At 70.6% G+C, this 5,311-nt stretch carries 5 protein-coding genes; all 5 read left to right on the top strand.

The annotated features are described in order from the left end of the window. The first annotated feature begins 474 nt into the window (after window positions 1-474). The 5 genes from ACIRF9_RS52320 (at window position 475) to ACIRF9_RS52300 (ending at window position 4,835) form a co-directional block, all read left to right on the top strand. Complete coding sequence (locus ACIRF9_RS52320; protein ID WP_403837697.1) at window positions 475-939, top strand: cyclic nucleotide-binding domain-containing protein; 465 nt, start codon at window positions 475-477, stop codon at window positions 937-939. A 36-nt stretch (window positions 940-975) separates the two neighbouring features. Continuing rightward, the gene (locus ACIRF9_RS52315) at window positions 976-1,677 is read left to right on the top strand and encodes a CBS domain-containing protein (RefSeq protein ID WP_403837695.1); all 702 of its coding nucleotides are present in this window, start codon (window positions 976-978) and stop codon (window positions 1,675-1,677) included. A 99-nt stretch (window positions 1,678-1,776) separates the two neighbouring features. Then, window positions 1,777-2,478, top strand: coding sequence for a response regulator (locus ACIRF9_RS52310; protein ID WP_403837693.1), 702 nt, complete (start codon window positions 1,777-1,779; stop codon window positions 2,476-2,478). A gap of 126 nt (window positions 2,479-2,604) precedes the next feature. Further along, window positions 2,605-3,588, top strand: coding sequence for an Acg family FMN-binding oxidoreductase (locus ACIRF9_RS52305; RefSeq protein WP_403837691.1), 984 nt, complete (start codon window positions 2,605-2,607; stop codon window positions 3,586-3,588). 674 nt (window positions 3,589-4,262) lie between these two features. After that, window positions 4,263-4,835 (top strand): hypothetical protein, encoded by a 573-nt coding sequence (locus ACIRF9_RS52300; protein ID WP_403837689.1) that lies wholly within the window; start codon window positions 4,263-4,265, stop codon window positions 4,833-4,835. Window positions 4,836-5,311 lie beyond the last annotated feature (476 nt).

Here is a 5,311-nt window from a genome sequence, read left to right as displayed (position 1 = left end):
AGCGAGAGAGGCCCGTACGGGGCGAGGGCGGACGGCAGGGCGAAGATTCCGGTGCCGATGATGGTCCCGATCACGAGCGCGGACGCGGCCGGAAGCCCGAGCGCCGCCTTCGGCTCGGGCGCCGCCCGGTCACCGGTCGCTGAAGTCCTGGGCATGGCTGTGCTCCTTGTGCAAGTCGCTGCGGATGAGTCGATCCGCGAAGGATGCTTCTGCGCCACGCAGGATCAGGGCAGCGGCCACACGGGCCCCGCGGCGGTCCCGAAGGTCCCGATACGGCGGGTCCGTGCAGCCCAACTCGACTTGGCCGCAGGCGAATCAGCACGTGGCGCCTGCTCACGTGATCTTCTGTGTCGCGGCGAAAACACCCGATTGGTACTGAACGGCCCGATCACAGGACCATGTGGCCCATGGACCTCGCCAACGAGCGGGCACATGCTGGCCTTGGAAGATCCCAGCCCCGCCGGGAGGCACGTCATGCACGCCACCTCCGCCCCCAGGATCCTGCGCTCGCTGTCCGACGAACACCGCGAGCGGCTCATGCGCGCCGCCCGGGATGTGTCCTTCCCCCAGGGAACACGTCTGTTCGAGGAGGGCGGACGCGCCGACCGCTTCTGGATCATCCGCACCGGCGGTGTCGAGATCGACATGCGCGTGCCGGGCCGCCGGGCGGCCGTCGTCGAGAACCTCGGCCACAACGAACTGGTCGGCTGGTCCTGGCTGTTTCCCCCGCACGTCTGGCAGATGGGCGCCGAGGCGACCACACCCGTGCGGGCCTACGAGTTCGACGCCACGGCCGTACGGTCCATGTGCCAGGACGACCCGGCCCTGGGCAACGAGGTCAGCCAGTGGGTGGGCCAGGTTCTCGCCCACCGTCTGCGCTCGGCCAGGATCCGCCTCCTCGACCTGTATGCCCCCTACGGCTCCGGCAGCCTCGGCTGACCCGGCCGGCCCCGAACGGTTACCGAAGGAGTGGCCATGCACGGCACCCCGCACATCGTCAGCGACGTCATGACGCACACCGTCGCCGCCATCGGCCGTAAGGCCCCGTTCAAGGAGATCGTGCAGCTGATGCAGGACTGGAAGGTCAGCGCCCTGCCCGTCATCGAGGGCGAGGGACGGGTCGTCGGCGTCGTCTCCGAGGCGGACCTGCTGCCCAAGGAGGAGTTCCGCGACAGCGATCCCGATCGCTATACGCAGCTGCGCCGCCTCACGGATCTGGCGAAGGCCGGCGGCGTGACCGCGGAGGAGCTCATGACCTCCCCTGCTCTCACCGTCCACGCCAACGCCACCCTCGCCCAGGCTGCCCGGACCATGGCCCGGGCAAGGGTCAAGCGACTGCCCGTCGTCGACGCCGTGGGCATGCTCGAAGGCATCGTCAGCCGTGCCGACCTGCTCAAGGTCTTCCTCCGCGCCGACGAGGAGATCGCCGAGGAGGTACGGCGCGAGGTCGTGTCCTACCTGTTCCCGCCGCCGGACTCGAGCGTGCGCGTGGAGGTGCGGGACGGCGCCGTGCGACTCGTCGGCCGGGTCCGGGACCACTCGCTGGTGCCGGTGGCGGCACGGCTGGTCCGCGCCGTCGAGGGAGTGGTGGACGTGGATTTCGACCTCACCGACCGGGGCCGGCCGACGGACACGGACACGCACACGGCGGACACCGGAAGCAGTAGTTCCGCGTGAGTGGGGCCGGTCGGCCCTAGTGCATTCGTTCTCCGCGCGTGATGATCGGCACCCTGGACAGCCGACGGTCTGTCCTCCGCCGGGGAACGAGGGGCCGCCATGCCGGAGCCACGCACTTTCAGTGAGCAGCACCCGATCCGGGTGTTCCTGCTGGACGACCACGAGGTCGTCCGCCGTGGTCTGGCCGACCTGCTCGACGCCGAACCGGACATCACGGTGATCGGCGACGCCGGCACCGTCGACCACGCCCTGGCCCGGGGCCCCGCCCTGCGCCCCGACGTCGCCGTCCTCGACGTACGGCTGCCGGACGGCAACGGCATCTCCGTCTGCCGCGAACTGCGCAGCCGGATGCCGGAGCTGGCCTGCCTGATGCTGACCTCCTTCGACGACGAGGAAGCGCTCCTCGACGCGATCATGGCCGGGGCCTCCGGGTACGTCCTCAAGCAGATCAAGGGCTCCGACCTCGTCTCGGCGGTCCGCACGGTGGCCTCGGGCCAGTCGATGCTGGACCCCGCGACCACGGCCCGGCTGATGCGCTCGCTGCGCACGGAACCCACGCAGCCCCCGGCCGAACCGTCCGAACTCTCGGGCCTCTCGCCACGGGAGAAGGACATCCTGGCCCTGATCGGCGAGGGCCTCACCAACCGGGAGATCGGCAGGAAGCTCTACCTGTCGGAGAAGACCGTCAAGAACCACATCTCCCGCCTGCTGGCCAAACTGGGCGTGCAGCGCCGGGTCCAGGCGGCGGTCCTCGCCTCGCACCTGGAGCAGCCGGACACCGGCCGGCCCCGCAGCACGTGAGGAACGGGCCCATCGGGACCCCCGATGGGCCGGACGGCCCCTGCCTCGACGGCACCCCGCACGGGACGCTGGGACGACCGCCGATACCGGCGCAACCTTTCCGCAGAGTGAGGGGATGAGCCTGCCGTGTCCTCCGCCGTCCTCGACGTCCAGGCCCTGGAGACGATGGTCTCCGCCGCTGTCGCGGCCCCCTCGATCCACAACACCCAGCCCTGGCGCTTCCGGCTCGACCCGGAGACGCTCACGCTGCGGATCTACGCGAACACGGACCGGGGACTGCCCCACACGGACCCGGTCGGCCGTGGTCTCCACCTTTCGGTCGGCTGCGCGGTGTTCAACCTCAGGGTGGCGATCACGCACTTCGGCCGAGAGCCGGTGACCCGGCTGCTGCCCTGCCCCGACCGGCCCGACCTGCTCGCCGCCGTACGACTCGGCGGCCCCGCCCGGGGGTCCTTCCCCGGTCTCTACGACGCCGTCCGGCGCCGCCACAGCAGCCGGTTCCCCTTCTCCGGGCGCCCACTGCCCGTGACGGCACTCGCGGAACTCACCGAGGCGGCCCAGGCCGAAGGGGCCACCCTGACCCACTTCTCCCCCTCGGACGCCGACCACCTTCTCCGGCTCACCCGCGAGGCGGAGCACCGCAACGTCACCGATCACGACCGAGCCGAGGAGAGCCGCCGCTGGGTGCGGGCGAGGGACGGCAGCGGCCTCGGCATGCCACCGGAGGCACTCGGCCCGCAGGACTTCCGGGAAGCCGTCCCCATGCGCGACTTCGGCGCTCACCGAACGCCTCACGGGCTGCCCGCCCGCACCTTCGAGAAACAGCCCGCCATCGCCGTACTCTCCACCCTGCACGATCGCAGGGCCGACTGGCTCCGGGCAGGTCAGGCCCTCCAGCGGGTCCTGCTCACCGCCACCGTCCACGGCATCCGGACCTCCCTCCTGCACCAGGCACTGGAATGGCCCGACCTGCGCCGACAGCTCGAATCGCCGCCGACCGCCCGCACCGCCCACGCGCAGATGGTGATCCGCCTCGGGTACGGCCCCGAGGGGCCCGCCTCTCCTCGGGGCGACGTCCGCGGGGTGTTCGATTCGGAGGCGCTCTCCTGATCCGGTGGACCGTGTGCGTGCGAGTGATGCCCGGCCAGGGGCGCCGCAGCAGTTCGGACCGCAGGGCCGAGCGGCCGTCCTCACCCGCGGCGGTTACTGTAGGCCGTGTACGGCGAACGTACGGTGTCGTCCCCCTCGGCCGCGCAGGCTGCGGGGCAGCCAAGTGACGGACGCGGCGCGCTACGGCGAACGCCCTGGTGCGAGGGTCGGCCGTGGGCCCACCGTCCGTCCCTCCGTCGCCGCGAGAACCCAGGCACCGAGCACATGTTCGGTCACCGCCCGCGGACCCGGTAGCCCGCCTCCCGCGGGGCGCGAGCACAGGCGGCGGCACGGTCGGGGCGCCCCCGGCCAGAAGCACCGCGTCGTCGGCGCGTCCCGCGATGCGCCGGAGGGCTGCCGTGCCGTCCTCCTCGGCGGCGCCCCGTTCGACCGTGATGTCGCCGTCGAGTTCGCAGTGGGCGGTGACCGTGCGGACGGTCGGCGTACACCACCAGCCGGTTCGCGCCCCCTGCCCTCCACGGCCGCCAGGCCTGCCCGGCGGCTGAGCCCTTCGGCCGTCGCCGCAGGGCCCAACGGCCCCACCGTGCCGACCTGATGGCCCCTGTCTCCGGCACTTGCGGATCGTCCACCGTACCGGCATGGACCGAGACCGGGACGCACGGAGAAGCGGACACATGCCGAAGCGGAAGAGCAGGATGTGGTTGTGGCGCTGGCGGCGCAATCCCCTCAAGCGCCGCTCCGATGCCCTCGAAGCATGGATCGGCGTGGTGGTGCTGCTCACGGCACCGGCAGTGGGTGTGACGGCAGCAGGAGCGGCCGAGCGGTCCGCGCTCGGCCAGGCCCGCGGCCTGCATCACGTCACCGCGGAACTCATCGAGGACGCCACCGTGGTCCCGTCCCGGCTCTCCGGGACGCCGGGCGGAAATCAGGCACGGGCGACCGTGCGGTGGACCACGCCACGTGGTTTCTCCGCATCCGGCAGGGCCTCGGTTGCGGCCGGCAGCAAGGCAGGGTCGCACACCACGGTGTGGCTCGACGATGCCGACCGTATCCAGCCTGCGCCGCCCACGACCGTTCAGGCCAAGTGGCACGGAATCGCACTGGGAGCGGCCTCCGGCGTAGGTACAAGTGTGCTGGTGCTGGGCGCTTGGTGCGTCGCGCGCATGCGACTGGATGCGCGCCGGAGGACACAGTGGGAGCGCGCCTGGGCGGCATTCGACACCCCTCAGGGGCACCGGCACGCTTAGCACTTCGTCGGTGGAGGCGACATGGCGTCTGATCATGCCCTTGGCCTGCAACAACCCACCGAAGGGGCAAAAGGCAATCGCATTCGACCCAGATTCGACCCCGCCTGCCTTCCGTCACGGCAACGATCAACCCTGATCTGCAGCTATGCGAATTCTGCCGCTGTACCAGCCGTACGCAGCCAGGAAACTGCCACAACAAGGCCAGATCGGTCATTCGTTGTAAATCATCGACACTGCAGCGACATGAGCCGCAGGCGAAGAACGGAAGACCTGGCGGCACCCTCCATTGAGGTCGAGCACCGAGGCGTATTCAGATCAGCCCTCTGAACAGGCCTTTTACGTCAAACCTTCCGTGAGGCGGAAGCAGTATTGCGTCCCCTTGACGCCCTTCCCGACGATGTCGCCATCACCCAACGACGGGAGCCGCATCCATGCCGCACACGACCGCCTTCGCCAGGAACCAGTGGTACAGCTAG

Source organism: Streptomyces sp. NPDC096132 (genome assembly GCF_044763345.1).
In the GTDB taxonomy this organism is placed as follows: Bacteria; Actinomycetota; Actinomycetes; order Streptomycetales; family Streptomycetaceae; genus Streptomyces.
This window is presented reverse-complemented; position numbering and strand designations above follow the sequence as displayed.